The sequence below is a fragment of the Arthrobacter sp. NPDC080073 genome, from assembly GCF_040686575.1.
Classification (GTDB): Bacteria; Actinomycetota; Actinomycetes; order Actinomycetales; family Micrococcaceae; genus Arthrobacter.
In genome coordinates this window covers 1-20672 of sequence record NZ_JBFBKR010000024.1, presented here as the reverse complement: position 1 = coordinate 20672, position 20672 = coordinate 1, and the positions used below count along the sequence as shown (strand labels likewise).

Annotated in this window: 22 protein-coding genes and 1 pseudogene; 8 read left to right on the top strand and 15 right to left on the bottom strand. The window is 61.5% G+C overall.

Annotation, left to right across the window (positions count from 1 at the left end; translation table 11 throughout):
- Positions 1-18 precede the first annotated feature (18 nt).
- The 8 genes from AB0O52_RS20210 to AB0O52_RS20175 are packed head-to-tail and all read right to left on the bottom strand — an operon-like array spanning position 19 to position 6424.
- Positions 19-1665 (bottom strand): CocE/NonD family hydrolase, encoded by a 1647-nt coding sequence (locus tag AB0O52_RS20210; protein WP_364541462.1) that lies wholly within the window; start codon positions 1663-1665, stop codon positions 19-21.
- Positions 1666-1713: 48 nt separating this feature from the next.
- The gene (locus tag AB0O52_RS20205; RefSeq protein WP_364541459.1) at positions 1714-2004 is read right to left on the bottom strand and encodes an antibiotic biosynthesis monooxygenase family protein; all 291 of its coding nucleotides are present in this window, start codon (positions 2002-2004) and stop codon (positions 1714-1716) included.
- 47 nt (positions 2005-2051) lie between these two features.
- Entirely contained in the window at positions 2052-2417 is a 366-nt protein-coding gene (locus AB0O52_RS20200) for a hypothetical protein (protein WP_364541456.1), read from the bottom strand.
- Positions 2414-3358 (bottom strand): hypothetical protein, encoded by a 945-nt coding sequence (locus AB0O52_RS20195; protein WP_364541454.1) that lies wholly within the window; start codon positions 3356-3358, stop codon positions 2414-2416. Before AB0O52_RS20195 ends, AB0O52_RS20200 begins: the two co-directional genes overlap by 4 nt.
- 51 nt (positions 3359-3409) lie before the next feature.
- Positions 3410-4222, bottom strand: coding sequence for a citryl-CoA lyase (locus AB0O52_RS20190; protein WP_364541452.1), 813 nt, complete (start codon positions 4220-4222; stop codon positions 3410-3412).
- Entirely contained in the window at positions 4219-5433 is a 1215-nt protein-coding gene (locus AB0O52_RS20185) for a CaiB/BaiF CoA-transferase family protein (protein ID WP_364541449.1), read from the bottom strand. Before AB0O52_RS20185 ends, AB0O52_RS20190 begins: the two co-directional genes overlap by 4 nt.
- 53 nt (positions 5434-5486) lie before the next feature.
- A complete protein-coding gene (locus AB0O52_RS20180) occupies positions 5487-5879 on the bottom strand; it encodes a nuclear transport factor 2 family protein (protein ID WP_364541446.1) in 393 nt (130 codons plus the stop codon).
- Positions 5879-6424, bottom strand: coding sequence for a flavin reductase family protein (locus tag AB0O52_RS20175; RefSeq protein ID WP_364541443.1), 546 nt, complete (start codon positions 6422-6424; stop codon positions 5879-5881). Before AB0O52_RS20175 ends, AB0O52_RS20180 begins: the two co-directional genes overlap by 1 nt.
- Before the next feature lie 274 nt (positions 6425-6698).
- Here AB0O52_RS20175 and AB0O52_RS20170 point away from each other — a divergent pair, with 274 nt between their 5' ends.
- On the top strand, positions 6699-7910 hold the full coding sequence (locus AB0O52_RS20170) for an acyl-CoA dehydrogenase family protein (protein ID WP_364541440.1): 1212 nt from the start codon (positions 6699-6701) through the stop codon (positions 7908-7910).
- Between the two features lie 76 nt (positions 7911-7986).
- Here the strand turns inward: AB0O52_RS20170 and AB0O52_RS20165 are convergent, their stop codons facing one another.
- The 4 genes from AB0O52_RS20165 to AB0O52_RS20150 form a co-directional block, all read right to left on the bottom strand.
- Positions 7987-9315 carry a helix-turn-helix domain-containing protein gene (locus AB0O52_RS20165; protein ID WP_364541437.1) on the bottom strand — a complete coding sequence of 443 codons (1329 nt, stop codon included), beginning with the start codon at positions 9313-9315 and terminating at the stop codon, positions 7987-7989.
- A 127-nt stretch (positions 9316-9442) separates the two neighbouring features.
- Complete coding sequence (locus AB0O52_RS20160; RefSeq protein WP_364541435.1) at positions 9443-11911, bottom strand: site-specific integrase; 2469 nt, start codon at positions 11909-11911, stop codon at positions 9443-9445.
- Positions 11898-12995: a site-specific integrase gene (locus tag AB0O52_RS20155; RefSeq protein ID WP_364541432.1), complete on the bottom strand. Its 1098-nt coding sequence runs from the start codon at positions 12993-12995 to the stop codon at positions 11898-11900. Before AB0O52_RS20155 ends, AB0O52_RS20160 begins: the two co-directional genes overlap by 14 nt.
- Positions 12996-13226: 231 nt before the next feature.
- The gene (locus tag AB0O52_RS20150; protein ID WP_364541574.1) at positions 13227-13850 is read right to left on the bottom strand and encodes an ATP-dependent DNA ligase; all 624 of its coding nucleotides are present in this window, start codon (positions 13848-13850) and stop codon (positions 13227-13229) included.
- 354 nt (positions 13851-14204) lie between these two features.
- Here AB0O52_RS20150 and AB0O52_RS20145 point away from each other — a divergent pair, with 354 nt between their 5' ends.
- The 7 genes and pseudogenes from AB0O52_RS20145 (at position 14205) to AB0O52_RS20115 (ending at position 16467) form a co-directional block, all read left to right on the top strand.
- Complete coding sequence (locus AB0O52_RS20145) at positions 14205-14471, top strand: glutaredoxin family protein (protein ID WP_364541430.1); 267 nt, start codon at positions 14205-14207, stop codon at positions 14469-14471.
- Positions 14471-14671: a hypothetical protein gene (locus tag AB0O52_RS20140; protein WP_364541429.1), complete on the top strand. Its 201-nt coding sequence runs from the start codon at positions 14471-14473 to the stop codon at positions 14669-14671. The genes AB0O52_RS20145 and AB0O52_RS20140 overlap by 1 nt, the downstream gene beginning before the upstream one ends.
- 14 nt (positions 14672-14685) lie before the next feature.
- Positions 14686-15205 (top strand): annotated as a pseudogene (locus AB0O52_RS20135) (single-stranded DNA-binding protein).
- Positions 15206-15276: 71 nt separating this feature from the next.
- Positions 15277-15882, top strand: a complete 606-nt coding sequence (locus AB0O52_RS20130) for a DNA-binding protein (protein WP_364541427.1) — start codon at positions 15277-15279, stop codon at positions 15880-15882.
- A complete protein-coding gene (locus AB0O52_RS20125) occupies positions 15879-16151 on the top strand; it encodes a hypothetical protein (protein WP_364541425.1) in 273 nt (90 codons plus the stop codon). Before AB0O52_RS20130 ends, AB0O52_RS20125 begins: the two co-directional genes overlap by 4 nt.
- A gap of 11 nt (positions 16152-16162) precedes the next feature.
- On the top strand, positions 16163-16324 hold the full coding sequence (locus tag AB0O52_RS20120; protein WP_364541423.1) for a hypothetical protein: 162 nt from the start codon (positions 16163-16165) through the stop codon (positions 16322-16324).
- Positions 16321-16467, top strand: coding sequence for a tudor domain-containing protein (locus AB0O52_RS20115; RefSeq protein ID WP_364541421.1), 147 nt, complete (start codon positions 16321-16323; stop codon positions 16465-16467). The genes AB0O52_RS20120 and AB0O52_RS20115 overlap by 4 nt, the downstream gene beginning before the upstream one ends.
- Before the next feature lie 1121 nt (positions 16468-17588).
- On the opposite strand, the gene AB0O52_RS20110 is transcribed toward AB0O52_RS20115, so the two are convergent.
- The 3 genes from AB0O52_RS20110 to AB0O52_RS20100 form a co-directional block, all read right to left on the bottom strand.
- On the bottom strand, positions 17589-18674 hold the full coding sequence (locus AB0O52_RS20110) for an ATP-binding protein (protein ID WP_364541419.1): 1086 nt from the start codon (positions 18672-18674) through the stop codon (positions 17589-17591).
- 66 nt (positions 18675-18740) lie between these two features.
- On the bottom strand, positions 18741-19730 hold the full coding sequence (locus tag AB0O52_RS20105; RefSeq protein WP_364541416.1) for a hypothetical protein: 990 nt from the start codon (positions 19728-19730) through the stop codon (positions 18741-18743).
- Between the two features lie 285 nt (positions 19731-20015).
- On the bottom strand, positions 20016-20672 hold a 657-nt coding region (locus AB0O52_RS20100; RefSeq protein ID WP_364541413.1), incomplete at its 5' end, for an IS30 family transposase.

The window sequence follows — 20672 nt, the reverse complement described above, 5'->3', positions numbered from 1 at the left end:
GGCAGCAACCCCACAGGGTTAGGGGATGGTGGGCAACAGCAGGTGTGAGTCGTGTCCGTTGCCTGAGTGGATGATGTGGCGTCCACTGTTGCGGGTGTAGGTGTGGCCCTGAGCAAACAGGCCCTGCTCGTAGCTGTTGACGTCGTGGCCCTGGACGACGAGACGCAGAGTTTCACCGGCACGGAAAAGGGTGCTTGAAGGCCAGATTTCGATGTCCACCGGGACGATTTCGCCCTCGGTGAGCAGCTCCTCGGTTTGGTGGGTGTAGCGGGGCTGTTCCGGCTGTGAGTCGTCTGCGAGCTGGCGGCGGCTGACCCGCAACCAGCCGAGGGCTACGTTTCCGTCGTCAAAGGTGGAGAAGAACGGGAAGTTCACTTCTTTGCCCGCAGTGTCGATTTTTTTGAGGGCCACGAAGAGGTCCATGTCGTTGGAGCCTTGGGCTTCAACCCACAGCCGGAGCTTCGTGTAGCCGGTGACTTCGGTGTCCTTGTTAAAGGTGTGGTCAAAAACCACTCTTCCGGACTGGGCATCGTAGGAAATATTTTCCGGGGCCGGGGCGGGATCCGTCGTGAGGCTTCCCTGGCCGGTGTCGAGGTAGAGAGGCGTGTACTCGGTGCGGGCAAGGGGCCATTCGTTTTCCGCACGGTTTTCGCCTGAGTATGCTCTCTGGCGGACTTCGATCCTGACCTTGGGCCAGGATTCCACGGTGTTTTCTTCCCCTTTGAGGAAGTGGTCGAAGAATTCGCGCTGGCGGGCCAGGCTGTCCCGGTCGTAGAAGTTCTGCCATTTCTTCCGGCCGTGCACTTCGAGCCACTTCTGCTCGGAGGAGATGCGCCGGAAACCTTCGAGGGTTCCCCTGGTGTGCAGACCGTGGTCGGACCAGCTCGCCACGACGTAGGCGGGCACCTCGATGGCGGCCAGATCCGGCGCTTTGGACTGCCAGTACTCGTCGTAGAAGGGGTGGTTCATGCTGTTGGTCAGGATGTCCTCGACACGTCCGTGGGTGTTGGCGATCAGCGGGCCCAACGCAGCACCAAATTGTGTCTCGGGGATGCCGCCGTGGGTGAGGACTTCCTTGTAGAGGTCCGTCCATCCTTCCCAAGGGTTGATGGCGGCCAGGTGCGCCGGACGGCGTGCAGCGACGGCCCACTGGATGACGGCATACCAGGAGACCCCGGCCATGCCGACCTTGCCGTTGCTCCAGTCCTGTTCACCGGCCCATTCGATGAGATCACAGCATGCGTCGGCCTCTTCGGGCGCGCACATGGTGACGTCCCCCTCGGATCCCCAGGAGCCGCGTGCGTCGGCCATGATCACGGCGTAGCCGTTGCGGGTCCAGAAAGCCGGGTCGGGTGTTTCGAAGGCCGCGTACTTGGAGAGCTGGTCCAGGTCGACGTCATGACCGGGCCAGCCGGCGAAGCTGAGAGCGCCGTGTTTCCCGTAGGGAGCCCACGCAACGAGAATGGGAAGATCCGTGGTTGTTTCCGCAGGACGATACAGGTCCACGAGGAGATTCTTGCCGTCCCTCATCGGTACCTTGACGTTGTAGTCAATCTGCATGTCGTCTGCAACGGTACGGGAGTACTCACCTCCAGGCCACCCGGCGTTTTCGGGAGGGTTTCCCGGAAGGAAGGCAACATCATTGTTAACCGCTTGCTGGGTCATGTCTTTTCTTTCTCTCGTAGTGGGTAGCGCTGGTGACGAGTGGAACGCTCAGAGGGTGTCGGCGTCGAAATGGGCGACGTCGGCGGCTGCGAGAAAGGGCGCGAACGTGGCTATGACGTCTTTGCCTTGGTCGGTGTCCGGGAACTGTTCGGTATGGTGGGCGACAGTGTCCCACCCGACCTGGAGAAGATAAACACCTCGCTGCTCGGCACTGCGGTGCAATTGGGCCGAACGGCACCCTGGTGCCAGGAGCAAGGTTCCGCGGACGCTCCGGTATGCGTCTTCGAAGGCGAGCTCCTCACCTGGGTTGATGGTGAATTTGGCATGTTCAAGAATCATTGGTGCCATCTCCTTTCTCCGGCGTCGTCGCCGGCCGGGCCCTCCAGCTACAGCGCGACGGACGGGTAGGGTTTACCGATCCACGGCGCGAGACGCCGGGCCCACTCCAACTGGTAGGACAGCGGACCTTTCTCCTCGGTCCAGTCATCGGCAAACAGCCCGATGAACAGCGTGAGGTAGAGGAAGAAGTGCGCGCCGTAAGCGAAGAGCCACTCGTAGTCATAGGCTATGAGCGCCCGGCGTTCCTCTTCTGTGAAGGACAACCAGGTGGTCTTCTCGGCACTGTTGAGCCAGATGCCGACTTCCTTTTCCCATCGGTCGATGGTCGCGGCCGGGTCCTCCTTGTATCGGGCGACCCATTCAGGGTCACGGTCGATGGTGTAGAGGAACTTGTTCACGTAGTACTTGCTCATGCCGTCGCTCCTGTTTTTGATGTGTACATCGGGCCGGTGACAGCGCCGACTCCGGCGGCTGACCGGGCTGCCGCTTCGGCCATTTTGTCGTTCTTGTTCGGGTACCAGGTCATGAACATTTCACGGGTGTGGTAGAGGTCCAGCTGGTCTACGTAGTCGGCGTTCTCGGGCCCGGCGATGCCCATCATGAGGATCAGGTCCATGAAGCCGTGGGTGGCGTTACCGGAGCCGGCCATGGATTCGTGGGTGACGTTTTCCAGGATGGCTTCGATGTTGCCGGTGGAGAGCCATTCGATGGCTTGGGCGTCGAATTCCGGGTCCGGGCCGTGCTCGCCGAACATCAGTGGACCACCGAGCTCCAGGGACAGGTGGCCGGTGCCGATGGCCGCAACCTTCTTATCGGAGGGGTAGGCGTCGATGATTTTGCGGATGGCCCGGCCCAGGTCCCAGAACCTCTTGGGGGAGGGCAGGGGAGGGGCGAAGATGTTCGTGTAGATCGGTACCACGGGCAGGTCGGCGTCCGGGCGGACGGTGATGATCGGGCAGATGATGGAGTGGTCTATCTTCAGTTCATGGCTGAAGGAAAAATCGAACCCTTCATCCAAGAGTCCTTGGTGCATGAAGTTCGACAGATCCACGTCACCATCGAGGACGTACTTGGGGATCCCGAATTCGCGCTCCTCGTTGTAGAACGTCGCGTCGTACTTCCTCTGCTTGCCGATCATGAACGTCGGGTAGTTGTCCAGGAAGAACTGGTGGAAGTGGTCAGCGCCGACCATGACCAGAATGTCTGGCTCGGCCGCTGTCAGGGTTTCGCGGTACGCCTCGACTTTGCGTTTCCATTCGTCTGCCTGGGGCATCCGTTCCTCGGCCGGCGCGGTGGTGGCCTTGAGGTAGAAGGGGTGGTGGGTACTGGCCAAAACGGCGGTCAGTTCTGCCATGATTTACTCCCTGTGATCTTCGCTGCCGTCATTGGCAGCGGGGTGGTGTGGCTAGTCGTTGTCCGGTGTCACGTAGGCCGCGTTGCGGTCCACGGTCATGTAGATGTCGTTCGCGATGGGGTTCCGGCGTTCTTCGGCGATCTGTCCGAGCAGGCCAGCCGCGCGGGCCAGCAGCGCGAACCCCCGCAGCAAATCGGTGGGAAGCCCCAGATCAGCCAGAGCGGCCCCGCATACCCCGGCACCGTTCAGCGGGAGCTTCCGCCCCAAGGCTTTTTCGCTCATCCGGCCGATGGCCTCGAACAACCGCAGATGGGGTCCGCGCAGACCTTCCTCCTCGGCAATCCCGATCAGCACGGGCGTGCGTGGATCCCCGTCCTTGTGGTTGGGGTGCCCCAGACCCGGAACGAACTTGCCTTGGGCGCGTTGGCCGGTGATGGCTTCAAGCGCGAGCTCGTCCCACTGATCGTCAGTTTCCGGCTGTTCGCCCTCATGCGCGGCCAGGACGTTGGCGAGGAACTTGCCGCAGTCCTCGGTGACACCGAGAAAGCGGGAACCGCCGCCGAGGAGCCCTGCGGCCATAGCACCCTGGATCGAGTCAGGGGCGCTGAGGTAAGTCAGGCGCGCGGCTATCGCGGTGGGAGTGAAGCCGTGGTCGGCCAGAGCGACGAGAACTGATTCGAAGACCCGTACCTCACCAGGGGTGGGGCGGCGCATGGCGACGAGCCAGAAAGCCAGCTCTCCAAAGCCGACCTTGCCCATGAGGTCCGAGGCCAGGTCGTGCCCGAGCAGGCGGATTTCCGTGGCGGTGGACGTCCCGAGCGAGGTGGGGAAGTTCAGTTCGTGTGTGTTTGCTGTGATGGTCATGCTTTTTCCTTCGTCGAGGCACCGGCAGTGGTCGGTGCGGCAAGCCACGCGAGGATTTCCTCGGTGTGCTCGCCCAGCTTCGGGGGTGCCAAGTCATACTGTGGCGGGGTCGCGGAAAAGGTGATCGGATTCCGGACCCCTGGGACCTGATGACCGGGGGCGCCGACCTGCACGACGGGTTCCAGGCCCAGTTTCTGGGCGTACTCCACACCCTGTTTGATGCTGTTGATTGGGCCGTTGGGAACGCCCGCTTCGTTGAGCTTGTCGAACCAGTACCCGGCGGATTGGGTCCGGAGCCGGTCCACGAGCAGGGGCCGGAGTTCTTCACGTCGTTCGGTACGGTGCTTGTTCTCAGCGAACCGCGGGTCATCGGCGAGTTCCGGCACACCAAGGACCACGCACAGCTTGCGGAACTGTGCATTGTTGCCCGCGGCGACGATCAGATCGTCGTCGGCTGTGGGAAGGGGCTCGTAGGGGAACAGGCTTGGATGGGCGTTACCCATCCGGTGCGGGGTGACACCGCCGGCAACGTACGCAGAGGTCTGATTGACCAGCCCGGACATGGCCGAGGCCATCAAGGACGTTTCAACGCTCTGACCTTCTCCGGTCTGATCGCGGTGACGCAGGGCAGCCAGGATGCCGATGGTTGAATGCAACCCGGCCATGACATCGAAGACACTGATTCCGGCCCGGTAGGGTGACCCTTCAGGCCCGCCTGTGAGGCTCATCAACCCGGACATCGCCTGAACGATCAGGTCGTAGCCCGGCAGTGAGGAACCCTCGGTCGTGCCGAATCCGCTGATGGAGCAGTAAATGACGGACTCGTTGCGCTCCTTCACCGAGGCGTAGTCGAGTCCGAACCGCTTCAGGCCTCCGGGCTTGAAGTTCTCTATGACGACGTCCGCACGGGCAGCCAGGGCTTGGGCCGCGGCGAGGTCGTTGGAGTCTTTGAAGTCCAACACGACGGACTTCTTGTTGCGGTTGATCGCGGCGTAGTAGGTCGAGACGCCGTCAGGGCGGACCGGTGGAACCCATGAACGGGTATCGTCACCGGCGGGGCTTTCAACCTTGATGACCTCGGCACCCATGTCCGCGAGAAGCATCGTGGCGTAGGGGCCGGCCAAAACCCTGGAAAAATCGGCGACGACGAGACCGTCGAGAGGCCGTGCCCGGGGTGTGGTCTCCGGTTGCTGGGCCAGGGGGAACATCATGTGGATTCCTTTGTACAGGTAGGAAGGGGGTTTGATACGCGGTGCAGCGGCCGTTAGGCCTGCCAGGCCCGGGAAACTTCAAAGGAGGTGAACCTCCAGCCGTCCGGCGAGGATGTGAATGTGGCGCGGTAGTCGCCCAGGGCGACCAATTGCGCTTCAGGATCAATGGCCCACCGGCTATAGCGGCAGCGGGCGCTGGCGGTGAGATCTGCATGATCGACGATGATGTTGGTAAGCAGGTGCCGGCTGGGCGGGGCCGCCGCGAAGATGCGGCCGTAGTGGTCTGAAATTTCATCCGCTGTACTCAGTACTGTCCCGGCGAAACGGACAGCCGCGTCGCTGAACAGTCTGCTCATGCCGTCGGCGTCGCGTTCGTCGGCGTGCTCGGCATACCGTCCCAGCAGGTTCTCAACGGCGTGCCGGATCTCGGCGGGAGAGTTCGACATTAGTGAGCCCACCAGTCGAAGCGGTTTGTCTTGGCGTGACGACCGGTGGAGGGGTGCAACCGGGAGATCAGACCGCGGTAGAAGACCATGGGGCGTGTGTCAGCTGTCTGCAGATCGGTCAGCCGGGCCATGAGACCGTAGTGATCTCCGGCTTCATATACAGAATCGACCGTGCACTCCATGGAGATCGAGGCTGTGTTGAGGACAGGGGCGCCTGCGCCGTCCATGTCCCAGTCTCCGACGGCGAATTTCGGCCCGGAAGAGGACGCAAAAGCAAAGCACACGTCGGCGTGATCTTCATCCAGGACGTTGATGCAGATGCGGTCTAGGTTGCGCAGGGCGGCGAAGGAGCGCGATTCCTTCATGGCGAAGAAGGTAACCAGGGGCGGATCCAGGGAGACCGTGGAGAGCGAACCGACGGTCATGCCCACGGGACCCTCGGGGCCGTGCCCGGTCACCACGGCCACGGAGGTGGGGATGCGGCCCATGGCCCGGCGCAGTGACGATGCATTCAAAGCTGCAGGGCGATCAATCATGATGGTCATCAGGACTCCTATGTCGTGGTGAGCGGTGGGGCTGATGACAGTGAAGCAGCTCACAGCCCCGCTTCTCGTTGGCTGCCCTGACAACTCCGGGAGGCCTGTTTGTGCTCAGAGCCAAGCTGAACCGCTCTCTTTGTCGTGTGGCGCAGCTCACGGGATCATTTTTGGTCGCTGAGCATAAGAGTTGCCGGGGATCGGGGGGCAACCATGGTGGAACAGCTTCTCAAGGAAGCACACCGGTTTTCGCCTCAACCACTGAGGACCCCCTGGAAGGACAATGATGACCATTACCGCGGAGCAGACCTCCCCAACTACCGGCACCGACACCGATTTGGTGGCCAAGGCCGCTGATCTTCTGGACCTTCTTCGGAAGAACGCGTTCCAGACCGAAACTGACCGCCGTGTCGTGGAGGAAAACATCGAAGCCCTTGCCGCGGCGGGGCTCTTCAAGATTGCAGTCCCGAAGCGTTTCGGCGGACACGAAGCCGATTTCTCCACCTTCCTGAAGGTCACTTCGACCTTGGGTCAGGCGTGTGGGTCCACCGCATGGGTCACCAGCCTCATCAACGTTTGCGGCTGGATCATGGGCCTCTACCCTGACCAGGCGCAGCGCGACGTTTACGAGGAGAACCCCGGGGCACGCGTCTGCGGTGTTTTCGCCCCGAGTTCCAGCACTGTCGCGGTTGACGGTGGGCTGAAGGTTACCGGCAAGTGGGGCTTCGCCTCCGGTTCCCTGCACTCCCAGTGGGCCATCCTCGGCGTACCCGTCGTGGATGAAGCCGGCACCCAGATTGACCAGGGCCTGGCCTTGATTCCGATGAGCGAATTGAGCATGGAAGACACCTGGTACGTCGCCGGTATGCGCGGAACCGGCTCCAACACCCTTGTCGCGGAGGATGTCTTCGTGCCCAACCACCGGATCATGTCGCTGACTCAGGCCGTGGAGGGTAAGGTACCGACCGAACACACCGACGAAGCCCTTTACCGTTCCGCTTTCGTTCCGGTCGCCTCCCTCATCCTCGTCGGCCCCCAACTCGGTTTGGCCAGGGGCGCCCTGGACTTCGTCAAGGCATCCCTGGCTAAAGGCAAAGGAATTGCCTACACCTTCTACGACCGCGCGACCGACGCAGGATCCACCCAGATCAATATCGCCCAGGCTGCGTCCCTGATCGACTCGGCCGAACTGCACATGCTCCGGGCCGCAGCAGACATCGATACCGCCGCCAAGGGAACCGACTACCTCGACTTCGAAACCCGGGCACGGGTACGGATGGATGTAGGAACCGTTGCCACCCGTTCCCGTGAGGCCATGGACCTGCTCCTGAGCGTGCAAGGTGCCGGCTCCTTCGCAGAAGCCAGCCCGTTGCAGCAGAAGTGGCGTGACCTGGAAACCGGTTCCCGTCACGCCGTCGTCAATCCGGCCATTGCAAGTGAGGCATACGGGCGTGCACTGCTGGGGGTGAAGGAACAAGTCACCCCATTGATCTAGCCGATCCTTACGAAAGAGGGGCAGAGCCGCGACAGGCTCTGCCCCTCTTTCGTCGTACGGGCTGGAGACGGTTCTGCTATCCGCCTTCAGCCACAAGGACCTGGGAGCTGAAAGTGTCAGCCAGGACCAGGGCTGTCTGGAGTTCAAACCGCCGTTCGGCTATGTCGTACCCCAGTAGTTCACTGGCGCGCTTTACCCGGTACGCCACGGTATTGCGGGAAACGAACAGGCGCTGCGCGGCGGCATGTGGGGAACTTTCTTCCTGCAGGTAGCACAGCAAAGTGGATCGTAGATCGGCGGCGTTGGCATTGTCCTTGGCCAGAACCCCAAGTTCCCTCACCACGAAATCTTTGGCAGCTGCCATGTCAGCTGACAACAGAGACGCTATTGCAAGGTCAGCGTAGTAGGCATCCCAACCCGTCGGCCGGGTGATCATCCTGAAGGTCTGCTCGGCCGCTTTCGCCTCGCGATGGGACCGCCGGAACCCGGGAATGTCCTCCCCTGGTGTTCCTACTGCCATTCGCACGTCCGCCTTGGCAGGCCTGTGGTCACCTGCGGTGGGTCGGGCCGGGAAACCGGCGCGGCTGCCCCAAGCCCATACCCTTCCGCCGCCGACCGGCATGACCAGCGTCTTGGTGGCACCCATCTGGGCTAGAGCATCCATAGCAGCGGCTTCAAGTTCGGGTGTGTCGGCGCTGTTTCGCATCGGATCAAACCACAACGTTAGTGCGACGTGTTGACGTGAGAGGTCATATCCGAGTTGGCGGCTGGCCTCTGCTCTGTCGGTGCGGCTGCCGTCCAAAACGTGACGGATGATTTCAGCTTTGGCGGCTGCGGCGCTGACGGTCCAACGCTCCCGCTCCGAGAGGTACGTTGCTGCCATTTCGCCGGAAAAATCGTCAATGTAGCGGAACAAGTTCTCGGAAATGATCTGCATCTGCTCAACGCGTTCAGCTTCGGGAACCAGCTCGCGGCACGAATCCAGGAATGCTTTGGTCATCTGGGCGTGCCCCAAACGCACACCCCGCAAAACCTTGTCCAAGGATATGCCCCGGCGGACGAAATCAACGTCTCCGCGCAGAGCTTCCTCGGTGATGGCTGGTAGCCCCTCGCCTTTGCTGCTAATCCAGATCAACGAGCGGATGACTGAGGACTCCGGGCCCATCCGCAGCGATTCGAACTGTTCTGGGCCGCCACCAAAGTCGGGGATCTCCGCAATGATTCTCTCAGTCATCGCGTAACCGACCTGGCAGGCCCACTCGACCGGGCCCTTGCCGAGCCTCTCAACGGCGTCTGCTACCGTCGTCGGACGACTTGCAGGCTCCGGGATCGCCACGCCGGGAATTGGGCGAAGTCTTTGAAGCCACAGATCAGCATCGGTGGCATCAGCGTCATTGCCGGGCACGTCCCACATCCTCTACAAAACTAATTAGAACCACCCACGACCTGCGTCCGCGCAGGGCCGCAAATGTTGGGCATCAGCCAGAAGCTTAGCGCTGACTTTCGGCGGACGGCGGATTGCAGGTCGGGAGTCAGGTCAGTCCGGCCTCTTGGCTTGTCGAATTCTGGCTTTTCATGCGCATCGCTCGGCTACGTTTATCGCGGAGATGGCCCAGAGTTAGTTCCAGCCCGTCGACCTCGCCTTTCCAGCCTTCCTTTTCGGCTCGTTCTCGTCTGGCGATCAGGTCGGCTTCGAGTTCGTCCAAGCGAAGGATCATCCGTGGTTCAACATGGAGCATGGGGCAGCGAACGCAGGCGTGCTCGTGCGCGCAGGGCGTTCCGTAGGGGCGGCCGCAGGCGCCCAGTTCAACTTTGCGTTTATCAAAATGATCCTCGAACTCCTGCCACTCGGCATCGGTGACGCGGGCGTATTCATGGTCCGGACGCATCGCCCGGCGGTTGGCTAGGTGCATCTGGTAGTGCCGGACGACGTCTTCATCGAACACGGCAACGTAGCCCCTGGTGGTCTGCAGGTTCGCGTGCCCCAACAGGGCGGCTCCGATGTGGATCGGAAGGCCGTTGTTGACCAGGTCGGTCGCGAAGATCCGCCTGAAGTCGTGCGGGGTGAACGCGAGCCCTTCAAATTCGGGCCGGTCTTCGGCCGCCGCGGCGCAGGCTGTGCGCAGGAGTTTTGCGATCCGGCTGGTGCTGAACACTCCGCGCAGCGGCCCGCGGGAATGCTGGAAAAGGAAAGGAAGTGGCTCGCTGTGTTCTCGCTCCTGTGGGTCCCAACGGCGAATCAAGGGGATGATCCCAAGATTCTCCTCGTGCCGGCGGATCATCTCGGCGATGACATGCAGCAGCTCGGGCGACATAGGGATGACTCTTTCCCTGTCGGTTTTTGACGGTGTGATCACCAAGAGGCCCACGATCTCGCCGTTGGGTCGGCGGTATTGCCTGATGGACAGGTGACTGAGTTCGAGCAGCTCCTCGTGGCGGATCCCGGTGAGCCGGAGAACTTCGATGGCCGCCCAGGTCCAGAACCCCCGTTCTTCCTGGTCGGTGATGTTGATCTTCTGCCCTGCAGGGCCCGACACCCGCAACTGCTGTTCCGGCTCGGGAGGAGCTTCAAGTTCAATCCCCCGACGCGCCCGGGGACCCTTGGCTGGTGACCTTTGAGGTTTGCGGCGGGTCACGTGCGTGTAGCGGGACCCGCCAAAATCGAAACCGTCATCGTCCAGGGAACCGGCGGCAGCTGCCCGAAAAGCGTGCAGGCGTTCCTTTTCCGAGGTGACATATCTGACGAGCAGGTCCAGGAGGGGCTGGCGTGCCCTGGTGCGGTCGGCAATGCGCTCGGCCATCCGACGGCGGCCTGCCTTGTAGCCGCGGGAAGCGATCGGCGGGATGGGACACTTCGTGGCCCATGGTCCCCACCTCGAGGGGTCCTCCAGCGACCAAGCCTGAAGATCCAGATACAGGGCACGCACGGCGATCAGCAGATCCCAAATGCCCTGCCGTGGCCTGGGACCCTCAGGGGTCCGGACTGTGTCGACCTCCTGCCGCCAGGCCTCGTAAAGTTCCTCGGTCAGGTCAAGGTTCTGCTGGCCTGGGCTTATGCGCTCGATCACGCACCAGAAATTGCGTACCAGGAGCCCTGTCAGGCTACGGAGGGTCGAATGGTCCATGCCCAGGGCAGCGCGCTGCTTGATGTAGTCGATGAGCAGCTGCCGCATTCCAGTGTTCTTGACCCCGTGGTAATCGACGAACTCCTCCACCGTTCGTGGGCCGCCGCGTCTGGCTGCCCGGATGGTGGCCGGTGTCCCTTCCGGGAACCTTCCCATGGAATGAAGCACTTCCCAGATCAGGCCTGCAATTTGCCGCTCGCAGTTGCCCTTCTTTCGAACGGCCCGCAGCTCGTGATCGAAGTGGACTAAGGCGCCCGGGCTCAAATCGGAGGCAGGGATTCCCTGGCTGGCCAGAACGTACGAAACTTCGGTAAGTGCGCGGTGCTTCTGTGTGTCCGTCGTTGGAGTGCCCCGGATGCGGTCTGCGACCTGATCCAAAAGTCGGTCTTGCTGGCATTCGCGGAAGATCATCGAGAAATCAGAGACCACGTCACGGTGCAAGGTCAGCACAGAAGGGACAATGACGCGCATGGCCACCAACCAGGTCAGCCCGCTGGTCATGGTCCAGCTCTTGGTTGGGGGAGGATTCAAGGAGGCAAGCCGCTCCGCGGAGGTGTCCCAGCCACTGGCATCCCAACGTTCCTGCCAGGTGCTTCCTTCGAAACCCGAGAGGTGTTCTGCAACCTTCCGGATGGACCTTCGGCGCTTCTCCAGCATGACCGGTGAACGCGGAAGAAAGGTGCACGCAGCGGTTTGCAGCTCGGCAATGGATGCCTTGCTGAGATTTCCCAGAGGCAATGGCAGGTTCCGAGGCGGGGCCGATGGGCTGACCATGGTGCCCTTTCCACCGATGTGGCGTGAAGCGGGCGGAATCTCGTCGTCGGCCAGTTGCCGACGGGACCAAATACTCGTGGTGGCAACACTAGCCCTGGACATGGTCGGTCCTCTTCCGTGCACCAAACACGGCGCTGATGTCCTCGGCCGCGTACCCAGGGCTGTAACCGGGCGACGGCTGGTGTGCACGGGCGTGGAATTCCTGCATCTTGGCGATGACTTCCTCGGCCCGGGGCACGGTGTAGCGGCTGGTGGTCTGCAGGTCAGCGTGCCCTAGCACAACCTGGACCTCGGGCAACGTCAGGACACCGCTGTTGACCATGCGGATGGAGGCAGTGTGCCGGAGATCGTGCAGCGTCCAATTCGTCTCCGCAGCCGCATTCGCTCGCTGCACGATGCGCCGCGCGGCGGAATAGCTCAACGGCCTCTGAGGGCCGCGAAGGGTCCGCCACAACGCATCATCGGGATTTACTCTGCTGGATCGCAGATACCGTCCTAGCCATGTCATTGCCTCCGGTGACAGCGGAACCCACCGTCTCTCCCTGGTGCCCTTCGAAATTACAGACAAGCGCTGGTTCGCCCAGTCGATGTCATTGGTCCGGGCGCCCAGGAGCTCTTCGGCCCTTGCTCCTGAAGAGACAAAGCACTCAAGCAGTGCCCGGTCCCGGTCACAAGTCATCGACCCGAAAAGCTCCACCCACTGCGCGTCGGGGATTGACCGGGGCAGCGCGTGACTGGCGCGGCGACGGTAAGGCGCCCGACGGAAGGGCTGCTTCGTTTCCAAGGGACTGCGGTGCGAGAGCGCCTTGCGGCGATGCACTGACGCCGGAACAGGATTCACCACAGGTCCGCGGGACCACCGGGCATGGAAGTCATAGAAGTTTCTCACCGCAGCCAGGGTCAGATTGACCGTAGCTGCCCCGTATCCGGCCTTGAGATAGGGTTTCCCGGTCTTGATATTGACTCCACCTGGCAGCCCCGAGGACCGCCTGCGCTGCGGGTTGGGGGCGACCATGAGCCAGCCGACCAGTGCTGCCGTTTCGGCCTCTGTGGCGTGATCCCAGGAGACTCGAAGTGTCCACAGGACCCGGAACCATGTCAACGACGCGTAGCAGTACGAGCGCATCGTTCGGGGACTCAGATCAGCTACAGCTAGGTCTCTCATCCAGATGCTGACCTCGGCCACTACCTCACCATCCGGATCCCAAAGGCGGTACGGTTCGTACAGGCTAGGTCCCTGTCTGACGCAGCCAACTCTGGCAAGCTCAATCGACCCGTCTCGCAGGCCTCGGCGCGTGTCGGAATCTGACCATTGCTCTGACATTCGGCATCACCTTTGACGGTTGCAGCAGCTGGAGATAACCCTGCCTTCATGCCTACAACTAAGAGAGCCGGACTGGCTGGCGGCGCGCGGACACTAAGTGCAGTTAACTAACCAGATCCTCCGGGGCTCATAGGCTTGCTGCCCGCCCTTGACCACGAGCCCTTCCACTCCCGTGGCCGTCATCTCCTTGAACCAGGTCTCCGCCACCGCACGGTCCCTGGTCACCGGTGACAGATTCAACGGTGGAACCCAATGCCTGGCCAACTCCTCCAGCAGCGCGCGCCGGTCCGTGAACGGCAGCCCGCGGGTATCGTGCCCGGCCACGCCCAGGACATCAAAGGCCACGAATGAGGCTGGCCGGTCGCGTACGAGCGCGGGCAGCGCCGCTCTCGCCGTCACCAGGCGCAGCTGCAGCGCATCGAAATCCAGCCGCTCACCAGACCACATGACCAGCTCGCCATCGACAACACAACCCGGCGGGATCTGCCCACCCGCGGCCGCCAAGACGTCCGGGAAGTACCTGCTCAAGTCCTTGTTTTGCCGCGAGAACAACGACACGCCATCCGCGCCGACCAGACAAACCGCGCGGAAGCCGTCCCATTTCATCTCATACACCGAGCCACCGGGCAGCGCATTCTCGTGCGGGATCGACTCCACGGCCTTCGCCAGGGCGAGAGCCACAGGAGGACGCAGCGCAGCCGGCACACCCTCAAACATTGTGGGCACAGCCTAATCCCGGCACGGCACCGCCGGTAGCGGCGTTCCGCCGCAGGAAAAGCATGGCCGTGGACGAGGTGAATCGAAGGACAACGGTGTGGGGGCAGAACGTCACCGACGGTGCGGGCCGGCATTTACCGAAGGCTCTATTCCGAGGACCACGCATGGTGCGGCTATTCGCCGGGAGCTGACGGGCTCACCATGTCGACTTACCAATTTTCGTCTACAAAGAACAGTCAAAAAGCGCTTGAAATAGGCGCAAAAGGCCTTTTTTCATATGAAAAAAGATAGACTTGAGATAGAAAGTCAGCCAGACGAACGCAACTAGAACCGATACGAAACCCAGGACTGAAAATGACTTCAACCCCAGCCGTCTACACCGTCTACACCAAGCCTGACTGCCCGAACTGCGACAAGACGAAGGCCTACTTCGATTCCAAGGGCATCACCTACCGCGCGGTGGACATCACCGAAGTGCCCGCGGCGCTGGAATACATCACCCAGGAACTCGGCTACTCCCAGGCTCCCGTCGTCGTGAACAACTCCGATGACGAAGACCACTGGGCCGGGCTGCGCCGCGACAAGCTGGTCCAGGCGGCCATGCACCACAAGGCGGCCTGATGGATGCCGAGCGGTTTGCCCTCAGCCCACGCCGGTTCGACCCTGACCGGGACTGGTTCGGACTCGAAGCCAACCCTTCCAGCACCATCAACGTCCCCCTGCTCGACCCCTACCTGGTGGAACCGGACCCCGCGGCCCCCTGGTACGACACCGTCCAAGACGCCCCTGAACCGACGCCACCACACTCAACCACACCCTAAGGAAGGTCCACATCATGGCCGGCGAAACAACCATCACAGTGATCGGAAACCCAACAGCGGACCCTGAACTGAAATACTCTCCCAGCGGATCCGCCGTCGCGAACTTCACTGTCGCGTCAACGCCGCGCACCTTCGACCGGCAGTCCAATGAGTGGAAAGACGGGGAGACCCTGTTCCTCCGGGCCTCGGTCTGGCGTGAAGCGGCCGAGAACGTCGCCGAATCCCTCACCAAGGGCATGCGCGTCATCGTCTCCGGAAGGCTGAAGTCTCGTTCGTACGAGACCAAGGAAGGCGAGAAGCGCACCGTGGTGGAGCTCGAGGTAGAAGAGGTCGGAGCCTCACTCAGGTACTCAAAGGCGAAAGTCACCCGCACCCAGCGCAGCGACAATCCAGCCGGGCAGGGCGCTCGGTGGATCCGGCCGGCAGGTCGAGGCCCAATCGGTCCCGCAGGGTGACCCGTGGGCTGCCCTCGCAAACCACACCGGCGGCGACGGGTTCTGGGGCAGCGGACCCGACACCGAACCGCCATTCTAAGCTTCAAAATCCGTAGTAGTAGGAGTATCGTTACTACTCCTACTACTATGAAAGATCGAAGAGGTGCTTTGATGACGTCGAGCGTGAAGGACCGCGTCTACGCCGCGGCCGAACAGATCAGTGCCGAGCGCCGTCCCACCGTCTCCACGGTCCGCGCGGCCGCCGGCGTGAGCAACGCCGACGCCACCCGGTACCTGAAGGAATGGACCGAGGAAAAACACGCCGCTGGCGGACAGGTCGCCGCCACCCCCGCGGCCCTGCTGGAACAGGCAGCACGCCACGCTGGAGCATGCTGGGCCGAAGCATCCGCCCTGGCTGCTGAACGCCACGCCGCCGTCGAAGCTGCCTGGGCACAGGAACGCAAAGACAAAGACCAGGAAATCGCCGAACTCGTCGCCGACCTGGACCAAGCAGCCGCCGACAAAGACGCCGCCGCGGCCGCCCACGCCGAGGAGATCACCCGCCTCGAGGCCCAACGGGGCGCGCTCGAGCGCCAGCTCGCCGTGATCGGCAAGCAGCTTGAGGAGTCCCGGGAGGCCGAGCGGTCCGCCGCCAAGGACGCCGCGGACGCAGCACGAAGACTGGCAACGGCCGAGGCCCGCGCCACCACCCTGGAACAGGTCCACAACGCCCTGCTGCAGCGCGTCTCCCCGGAGACAAAGGATGCGGGGGAGTGAGCAAGGCCAAACCCGAGAGCTTTTCCCCGTACTTCGCGACCGCCGACGCCGGCCAGGTCCGGGCCGCCTTCGCGGCCGCCGGCCACCTCGAGGGATACGCATCCATCTCGGAACTGATCGAGGCCGCAACCCTCAAGGAAGTCCGCAGAATGCAACGTCGGCACAACAACGGCAAACCCTGGGAACCTCTGCCGCCGGGAAGCGCCCGCACCGGACGCCGCGCTAAAGACGAACTCTCCCGCCACTCTGGCGCCGCTACAGTCGATTGAAGGAGAACGAGATGCAGAACCACGTCGAGACACTGGCCATCGCCTGGGCGGAACAGGACGGCCTAGAGAGCTGGATGCTCGCTGCGCCGGATGCCCGGCCCCTTTCGCAGGCAACCCTGCGGGACACTGTGTCCGACTACCTCGCCAGTCACGAGCCTTTCCCGGACGGATGAGTGTCGAGGTCGCGCGCCTGGACGGCTCTGGCTGGGAGCCGGCCGTCATCATCGGGCGACCGGGCACGGATGAATGGACCGTCGAGTACGACGACGGCACCCAGGTCTGGCACGATCACAGCGAGCTGCGCCCACGCCGTTAACGAACGTTTCCAGCGGGCCCGGGGCCTGATCCCGACACGCCGAGGGAGGGTGCGCCGAAACGCCACGCCGAAACCGCTCCTCCGCAGAAACGGTCCCATCCCGTTAGCGGATCCCTCACCGGACGTCGCCGGCTTTATCGGGCGGCAGCTCACGCGTCAGCCTGGGAAGATGCGAACTTTCTCGTCACAGACCGTGACATCGCTGAGGCTGGCTGAGTGTATGGCGGGTGGCGTCGTGCGAAATGTTAGACAGCCTAATACGCGGCCCTCTGCGTCTTTCACACGCACGGCCGGGGGATCGTTATTCGAATTAACGGTGAGTACCGTCTTCTGACCCGGGGACAAGTAACGGTTCGGGTGCGTGTCCAGCGTCGCCGGTTTCGATGTCGTGTTTGTGACCGTGACCTCCATCCATTGATCGCCATCGACGGTGGCGCCGCATGCGGTCGCAACGAGCGACAGCCCCAAAGACAACAGCAGGCTTGCGAATTGGCCTAGCTGCGTCGTGCGGCGGTTCCTTGGTTCGAACGGACCGCCGGATGGCTTTGCCCTCACAATCATGGTTCGGAGCCTAGCGCACTGCGCGGGCGGCAAAGGCGCCTTCCCTAACCGAAGCGAACCAACACCGGCCAGCGTTCGTTGGAGGATCCGCCTGCGGGCGGCCGACTCCTTCTCCTAATCCGACTCGGTGTCTCGAAACCTCTGAGTCTTGACGCATGTGATGCAAGACGACGCAACGAACGAAATTGTGGTTCAATGGCCCATATCGTTCACAGACCCCCTTGGGCCGTGGGGGAGTGTTGTAGCCGTAGCGCTTTACCTGATCTCACTCGGGATTTCGATGATTCTTTCAGTCCGAAATGTTGAGAAAAGAGAAACGCCTATGACCACATGCGCAGCTTGGATTTCAAACCAGTTCGGAAATATCGCCGCAGGCATGGCCGCAACACTCCTCCTAGGGGAGGCCCGACCAAGCTGCCGTGCCGGTGGCCAGTATTCCCCTCGTTGTGAAATAGCTGGAGTCCGCCACAGCGGCCCTGACCGTCAGCGGTCAGCCTCCCGGCATTTTAGTGCCCGGCGCCAGCCAGGAGATGTTTTGATGAGCTGGGTGCGGTTTGATTTTATGCCAGACCACTCAGTACCCCTTCAATGACCTCGAGCAGGCCGCGTTCGGTCGCATCAATTGCCGGTCGAAGTGGGCGACGAGTACCGATCCCGCTGACCTGGCCATTCCATACAGCATCGACCTCATCATTGGAGAGAAGCTGTGAGGCCATTTGGCGAAGTATGAGATCGGGAGATTCGTCATCCGAATCGGTCCAGGACACGAAGATGCCGGCATCGCGTTGCCGTATCGCCTTTAGTTGGATTCTGCCTAAAAAAGCAGCGCACAACCTGTATTGCTGATATAGGCCATTCGGAATGTGCGGTCTGACGACGCTTACGCGCAGTTGCAATTCATCTATCTTGGATGCGAGATCGCCTGGAGTAATATGACCTCTTGCCGCGCTGAGCTCAGGTCGGGTTATTACCAATTTGTACTCGCTGTCGGCGAGGATGTCATAGAGAAACTCGATGCCACTCAGAAGCCTTCTCTGATCCAGAACCGATGCCCACAGTTCATTGACCGCTCGAACTTTCTCTTCCTGGACGACGGTACTTGTCAGGAGACGTCTTACATCGCCTGAGTTCGCTCTAATGCTGGCGGCGCCACGGCGAATAAGGATGTCTCCGGAACGGAACAGTGGTGACTTGCTATTAGCGATATGCCCGTCCTGTGCTGCCAGGACAGGCTGGATGGATCGTCGAGCCAGATACACAATGCCATACCGCTTCGACTCGCGTTCACCGTCTTCGACGAGCAGATGCTCCGCGGCTAGGACGATGAAGTCGCCGTCGATGTACTTCTCGATTGCTTTTCGGATTGCAGTCGTGTCAATGTGGTCACCAGCATTTAGACCGGTGCGCATGTAATCACTATCGACACCAACCACGAGCGTTCCGCCTGTGGGCAGGTTGCAAAAGGCGAGTGCATCCTTGGCGAGGTTCACCCGCGCAGCGTTGTCAGCGAGGTCGCCTAACGTTCTCTTGAAGTCCCATTCGTCGCCTTCTCCACGAACATGCACAAGCTGTTCAAGGGCTTGCCGCGAGACGCGGCCCTGATAGCCCGTAGCAGATGGGCCTGCCTGACTTGGAACCGTGTTCAATGCGGACTGTCCTCTCCATATGGGCTTGACGGGGTCCACTTCACTATCTTCCCAGGGTCGCAAACGTCAATGCCGTAGGTTGTTCTGAGCCAAGTCCAAGGCTTTCTCAACCACCGAGAAACTGCCCGACGAGGCCGGCTCCGTCTTGGTCTTAGGAGGTTCGCCGAACACGTGAGAGGCAAAGGCAATCCTAAGCTGATCCTTCGCGCCGTCAGATTGGACGGGATCCATGAACGCGTCGAATGTCTGCAGCTGCACTGCCAGTGCCCTCGCCCAATTGGCCGTAGTGCGATGCTGATGTGCCTGCTTCGCGAGGTATCCGGCCAATGCGAATATCGCGCCGGTGGCGATAACGCGCTGCGCTAGGTGAACGTAATCGCCTGCGTCAATTGCGAGAGCCTTCACACCAACCTCGGGGCCAAGAAGTAGCCAAGCGGCTAGGACGCCCCCTGAGAGCATCGCCCCAATGGTGGATCCTCGAAACCAATTGGCGGTCCGAGCTTCTTTCGTGGCCAAAGAGTCAAAGTGTGCCGACATCGCGCTTTCACCCGCGGTACCAGCAGCTTGAGAAGCGCGTGACGCTGATTCCTCGGCTGTAGAAGTTGCCTTCTCGAGGCGTTTCAGTTGGCTTCGGGCTTCCACCTCACGCTTGATAACTCGGACGCGCTCAACGGCCCACAACATCGAGTTATTGTCAGGTCCCGCGCGCCTAATCGTGGATTCGAGCTCAGAAAACAGCTGCTCAACGTGGTAATTCACCAACCGGAGGTCTTGCAGAGACTCCAGATACCCCCAGATTGTCTTGACCTGGGCCCTAATTCTTTCGGCAGACGCGTATGGCAGAGTAACGAATTCTGAAGGTTCTGTCTGATCAGGAAGGTTATCCATCAGGTCAAGCCAGAGTCTAAGTACGCCTTCCAGCAGCTCGATATCTACACCGTCATCAGGAGTGAGTCGGTTCGAAAATTTCTGAATGTTATCGAGTAAATACCTGAAAAGCTGTTTCAGATCTTCCCGAACAGCCCCAGGCGACTCCAGACTTGAGTCCTCCGCCATGAGCAAACGCATCCCCCTCTATTTGGCAACCCGAGCCATGATCCGCCAAGAGTCATCTTATAGACAAGTGGGTGTCGACTAACGTGACGTAATCGGCCGCGCAGGCAATAAGACGCCTGCTAGTCCACGACGTGAGAATGGGCAACAGACATGTCCCGATGAACATGTCCGCAAGCCGGTCGATCATCGGGCCCCCAGCTCCCTAAAGACTGTCTGTGCGGATGCTGGAGCTGATATGCCCGTATACCCGGCCCGACTAAATGGCCGGAAAGGTACCGGCGGATTCTAGGGATCGACGCAACGTTCGAGTGAGTCCGGCAGTTCAGCCGGCTGCTTTCGAGTGTATCCGGAGGTGGCAGGCATGGTGTTTTTTTCGGCCTGGAACAGTGCCTTGGGCGTGAGGTAACCGAGGGTCTTGCGGGGCCTGGTGTTCAGCTCGTCGCAGACGCTCTTGACATATTCATGGGTGTGTTTTGACAGGTCGGTGCCTTTGCGGAAGTACTGGCGTGCCAGTCCGTTGAAGTTCTCGTTGGCTCCCCGTTGCCAGGGGCTGGAGCGTTCTGCGAAGTAGATTTGGATGCCTGTCGCTGCGGCGAGCTCTTGGTGTCGTGCCATCTCTACGCCCTGGTCCCAGGTGAGAGTCTGCTTCAGGTGCGGCGGGAGGGGAGCGAAGGCGGCGGTGATGGCAGCGTTGGTCCGGGCCGCTGTGTGGTCGATGGGCAGATTGATGATGATTCCGTATTGGGTCTTGCGTTCCCGCAGGGTCACCATCGCCGAGGTCGAGCCGGGCCCGACGATGAGATCTCCTTCCTTACGTTTTTGTTGTGGGTGATTTCCGAGCTGTCGTAGTGTTTCGATCACCCTCGGGCGGCGGGCATGGCAGAGATCTCCTTGCCGCTTGGACGGCTCACTGGGAATGGCCGCCCGCTGCCCGCCGATGAC

Excerpts from the sequence above, each read along its gene's own strand:
- AB0O52_RS20210 (WP_364541462.1), bottom strand. The coding sequence starts at position 1,665 with ATGACCCAGCAAGCGGTTAACAATGATGTTGCCTTCCTTCCGGGAAAC.
- AB0O52_RS20205 (WP_364541459.1), bottom strand. The coding sequence starts at position 2,004 with ATGATTCTTGAACATGCCAAATTCACCATCAACCCAGGTGAGGAGCTC.
- AB0O52_RS20200 (WP_364541456.1), bottom strand. The coding sequence starts at position 2,417 with ATGAGCAAGTACTACGTGAACAAGTTCCTCTACACCATCGACCGTGAC.
- AB0O52_RS20195 (WP_364541454.1), bottom strand. The coding sequence starts at position 3,358 with ATGGCAGAACTGACCGCCGTTTTGGCCAGTACCCACCACCCCTTCTAC.
- AB0O52_RS20190 (WP_364541452.1), bottom strand. The coding sequence starts at position 4,222 with ATGACCATCACAGCAAACACACACGAACTGAACTTCCCCACCTCGCTC.
- AB0O52_RS20185 (WP_364541449.1), bottom strand. The coding sequence starts at position 5,433 with ATGATGTTCCCCCTGGCCCAGCAACCGGAGACCACACCCCGGGCACGG.
- AB0O52_RS20180 (WP_364541446.1), bottom strand. The coding sequence starts at position 5,879 with ATGTCGAACTCTCCCGCCGAGATCCGGCACGCCGTTGAGAACCTGCTG.
- AB0O52_RS20175 (WP_364541443.1), bottom strand. The coding sequence starts at position 6,424 with ATGACCATCATGATTGATCGCCCTGCAGCTTTGAATGCATCGTCACTG.
- AB0O52_RS20170 (WP_364541440.1), top strand. The coding sequence starts at position 6,699 with ATGATGACCATTACCGCGGAGCAGACCTCCCCAACTACCGGCACCGAC.
- AB0O52_RS20160 (WP_364541435.1), bottom strand. The coding sequence starts at position 11,911 with ATGTCCAGGGCTAGTGTTGCCACCACGAGTATTTGGTCCCGTCGGCAA.
- AB0O52_RS20150 (WP_364541574.1), bottom strand. The coding sequence starts at position 13,850 with ATGTTTGAGGGTGTGCCGGCTGCGCTGCGTCCTCCTGTGGCTCTCGCC.
- AB0O52_RS20145 (WP_364541430.1), top strand. The coding sequence starts at position 14,205 with ATGACTTCAACCCCAGCCGTCTACACCGTCTACACCAAGCCTGACTGC.
- AB0O52_RS20140 (WP_364541429.1), top strand. The coding sequence starts at position 14,471 with ATGGATGCCGAGCGGTTTGCCCTCAGCCCACGCCGGTTCGACCCTGAC.
- AB0O52_RS20130 (WP_364541427.1), top strand. The coding sequence starts at position 15,277 with ATGACGTCGAGCGTGAAGGACCGCGTCTACGCCGCGGCCGAACAGATC.
- AB0O52_RS20120 (WP_364541423.1), top strand. The coding sequence starts at position 16,163 with ATGCAGAACCACGTCGAGACACTGGCCATCGCCTGGGCGGAACAGGAC.
- AB0O52_RS20115 (WP_364541421.1), top strand. The coding sequence starts at position 16,321 with ATGAGTGTCGAGGTCGCGCGCCTGGACGGCTCTGGCTGGGAGCCGGCC.
- AB0O52_RS20105 (WP_364541416.1), bottom strand. The coding sequence starts at position 19,730 with ATGGCGGAGGACTCAAGTCTGGAGTCGCCTGGGGCTGTTCGGGAAGAT.